Genomic DNA, 3,811 nt, shown 5'->3' with positions numbered 1-3,811 from the left:
CTGCTGCACTGCAGGCGATGGACCGGTTCGAACACATGACGTTGTCACTTCCTGGTGTTGTGGGGGTGCAAAGTGCGACATCTGTTATCAAGGATGCCAATTACAAAGTGAACGGTGAAGCAGCATTGCCTGAAGATGATGCGGAACTTGCAACATTGATAAGGGACTATGTGCCGGAGGGATTGATGCCTGATGCTACTCATACTCTAATGTATGTGGAGATGGCAGGTTCAACCTCAGACGAACAGAAACAGGAGGTTCTGCGTGAACTTGAGGTATCGGTCGCAATGGCGGAGTTCCCTCCTGACTATAATGTAGTGGTTACCGGAGAGCCGGCTTTCATGGTTTCCATGAACAATGCAATGATGTCTAGCATGGCTGTATTGCTTGGCCTTTCAGTCATATTGATGATAGTGGTACTCTACCTGGTATTTGGTCATGTCAGGTGGAGGCTTATGCCATTGGCAATTGTGTTGCTGGGAATCATCTATACGTTCGGAGCTATGGGTTATCTGGAGATACCCATGACAATGGTTTCAATGGCAGCTTTCCCTGTATTGATTGGGCTTGGTATTGATTATGCTATCCAGTTCCATAATCGTATCGAAGAAGAACTTGAACGGGGTGAATCTCCTGAGGCTGCCGTGGTGGATACTATCAAGCACACAGGCCCTGCTGTTCTGATCGCACTTATTATTACTTCACTGGGTTTCTTCTCTCTTCTGACCTCCAGCGTACCTATGATACAGGATTTTGCAAAATTGCTTCTCATAGGTATTGTAATGTGTTTCCTTGCATCCCTGTTTGTCGGGGTGACCGTGATATATGGTCTTAACCACATGCAATCGATACGCAAGGAGAAATTTGGAAAATTATCTTTAACTGGCAGAAGCAAGTCGAAAACATCCTCTTCTACTCAAGATGCTAAGCCGGATATTATGGAAAGATTGCTTGGACGTACCACCACCTTCACTATCAAGCATCCTTTCCTGGTCCTTTCTATAGCTCTTCTTACTTGTACGGCGGGATTGGTGGCCGATACTCAAGTAGGTATCCAGACCGATACGGAGGCGTTCGTTCCGCAGGACCTTCCTGCGCTGATAGACCTTGGGCATCTTTCTGATATCACCGGGGGTGAGGACCAGTTCAACATAATTATAAAGACTAATAATGTGGCTGATCCTGAACTTCTGCAATGGATGGATGAGTTTGCTGAGCATGAGGTCGATAGTCGAAGCAGTATTCTCGGAGCGGAGAGTATGGCCTCTGTCATCAGTTCAATGAATGGTGGCATCATTCCCGATAGTGAGGCTGAGATAAATGCTCTGTATGATCAGATGCCTGCTCAGCAGAAAGAGCGCTTCATGTATGGTGGGAATATGCTGTTGCTTAATCTGAACATTGGTGATGCAATGGGCGGTCTTGGTATGGAAGGCATTGAAGTTCTTATCGATGTTGTCGAGGATGACATGGTGTGGATGGCTCCGCCGCCGGGTGTATCTGCAACGATAACCGGAAGCAATGTGGTCTTTACAGAAGTTATCGGGGCCCTTACATCTGGAAGGGTGTTCATGACGTATCTTGGCCTTGGTCTGGTATTTGGCGGGTTGCTTTTGATCTATCGTGATCTTCTCAAAGCGCTTGTCCCCGTTATTACCATGTTCATGGTCATTGGTTGGTCAGGAGGCCTGATGTATCTTATGGGTATGGACTATACACCCATGACAGCTACACTGGGTGCCCTGATCCTTGGTGTTGGTTCGGAGTATGCTGTGCTGATGATGGAGAGGTATTTCGAGGAAAAAGAAAAAGGTGCCACTCCTGAGGAAGCTATGTCGAAAGCGGGTATCAAGATCGGTAAGGCCATTATAACTTCAGGACTGACTACGCTGTTTGGATTCTGTGCACTGGTGGTGTCCGATTTCAATATGATCAGTAGCTTTGGTGTTATCACTGTAATAGATGTGGGACTTGCTCTGTTCGCAACGTTTGTGATCTTCCCGCCGGTTATGGTTCTGCTTGACAATTTCCGTGAGAAGAGGAAAGCAGCAAAAACGTTACTTGACGGATCATTTGAAAATAAAGAACTGGGTACAGAAATAGGTACTTATGGCAATGAACCGGGGGCTGATGCCTTTTGATGATGAATTGTAAATATACAAAAAAACAGAAATATGTTAATTCGGCGTTCATGCTAACATTTTTGTTGGCTGTAGCTTTGCTCGTTCTGGCAGTTTCCCCTTTGGCGGAAGCAAAAGAGTTCATGCAGCCGAATCATGAATTTTCCACCAATTATTATGACGGATATGGTGAACCGGATATCTATGCTTCCGTTCTGGGGGACGTTGAGTTCGAACGAGGGGAGACTGCACAGGTGCGTGTTGTTCTTTCTAACAGAGGTGTTTTGCATGGCTTTAAGGCAAAAGGCGATGTGGGAACGGACGAGGGATTGCATTCCTTGTCCTTAAAGGAGCTTGAATATGAGTCTTTGAGAACAACAGCATTCGGCATTAAGGCTGAGATGATATCTTCTACAGATCATATAGAGGTCGATCCGGTTACGAGTGTTCAGACTCTTGAAAAGCTTTCACCGGGTGTACTCCCTACTGATCCGATGGCCTTTACGATAACTATCTCTGACAATGCTCCAGCAGGTAGCTATATGCTTTTGCTCCCTGTGAGCTATGAATTCCAGGATGGGGTGGAGATGACCGATGGAATTACTGTTAGGATCGGTCTGCCTGATGTTGATCATACGACCTTCTACGAGATCAGGAATACGACGCTTCTGATCCCGGTTATCATCGAACCTTCTGCAAAGTTCGTGGTCTCTGAGGTCGAAGGGGAACTTACGTCAGGACAATCTGGTACTATCAATGTGACCTATACGAATATCGGTGAGGTCGAAGCACATGATGCATATGCCCGCATCATTACGATGAAACCTTTGAGCTCTAGCAGATCGGTCGTTGATCTTGGGAACGTTGCCTCAGGTGAAGGTAAGACCGTTTCATTCAATGTTGCTTCGGAAATATCTGTTGTCGAGAAGATCTATGGTATCGATAGTGAGGTCAAATATCGCAATGATGATGGCGAGATCGAGTTTTCGGATAACATCTTTGTTGAGGTTCCGATAAGGTCCAGGGAGTCCAGCATAAGTATCACTCTTGTAGCATTTGTAGGAATTCTATTGCTGGTTATCTACATGGGCTACAATACTTTGAGGAAGGCTAAAAAAGCTAAATAATATTTTTAAATTATCTAATTTACAATATCAAGAGGACTAATTATGGTGAAAATGACCGATTCCAGATATGCTTTGCCAATTATGGCTTCACTTGCGGTTTTGCTCCTTTGTGCAATTCCTGCAAGTGCTGAGTTTACGGCAGCTAATGCTGACCTGCCTGATTTCTTCAATTTCGATGACAACTATTATACTGTGTATGGCGGCCCGGATGTGACTGCAACCCTTGTGGGTGATAATGAATTTGAGCGTGGAGATTCCGTTACTTTGAACCTCGATCTTATGAACAAAGGTCTTATTACGGGATTCGAATCGGAAGAGGACAAGAAATTCCTTGATAAGCTGGAACAGAAGTTGCAGAGCACTGAAATGTCATACGAAGCACAGCGCACCACTGCAATTGGTATTGTAGCAGTTCTGACCTCCCTTGATCCGGATGTTGATGTCAAGTCTGGTCCTCAGGAAGCCGGGACCCTTGTATCAGGTCAGCAGACCGAGTCTCCTGTGAAGTTCAATATCGAGATCTCGAACAATGCAGGGTCTGGAAGTTACCCGATGCGCTTGGAC

Annotated in this window: 2 protein-coding genes and 1 pseudogene; all 3 read left to right on the top strand. The window is 45.6% G+C overall.

Annotated elements, in window-relative coordinates; translation table 11 throughout:
• Positions 1 to 2,141 (top strand): efflux RND transporter permease subunit (locus tag QAS77_RS10920; protein ID WP_305065546.1); only part of this gene is annotated, 2,141 nt, incomplete at its 5' end.
• Positions 2,142 to 2,206: 65 nt separating this feature from the next.
• On the top strand, positions 2,207 to 3,247 hold the full coding sequence (locus tag QAS77_RS10915; protein WP_305065545.1) for a COG1361 S-layer family protein: 1,041 nt from the start codon (positions 2,207 to 2,209) through the stop codon (positions 3,245 to 3,247).
• A 51-nt stretch (positions 3,248 to 3,298) separates the two neighbouring features.
• Positions 3,299 to 3,811 (top strand): annotated as a pseudogene (locus tag QAS77_RS10910) (COG1361 S-layer family protein); the annotation flags it as partial.

This window comes from Methanococcoides sp. (assembly GCF_030594565.1).
Taxonomy (GTDB): domain Archaea; phylum Halobacteriota; class Methanosarcinia; order Methanosarcinales; family Methanosarcinaceae; genus Methanococcoides; species Methanococcoides seepicolus.
The sequence above is the reverse complement of the archived record's forward strand: the minus strand, read 5'-3'. Positions and strand labels throughout refer to the sequence as shown.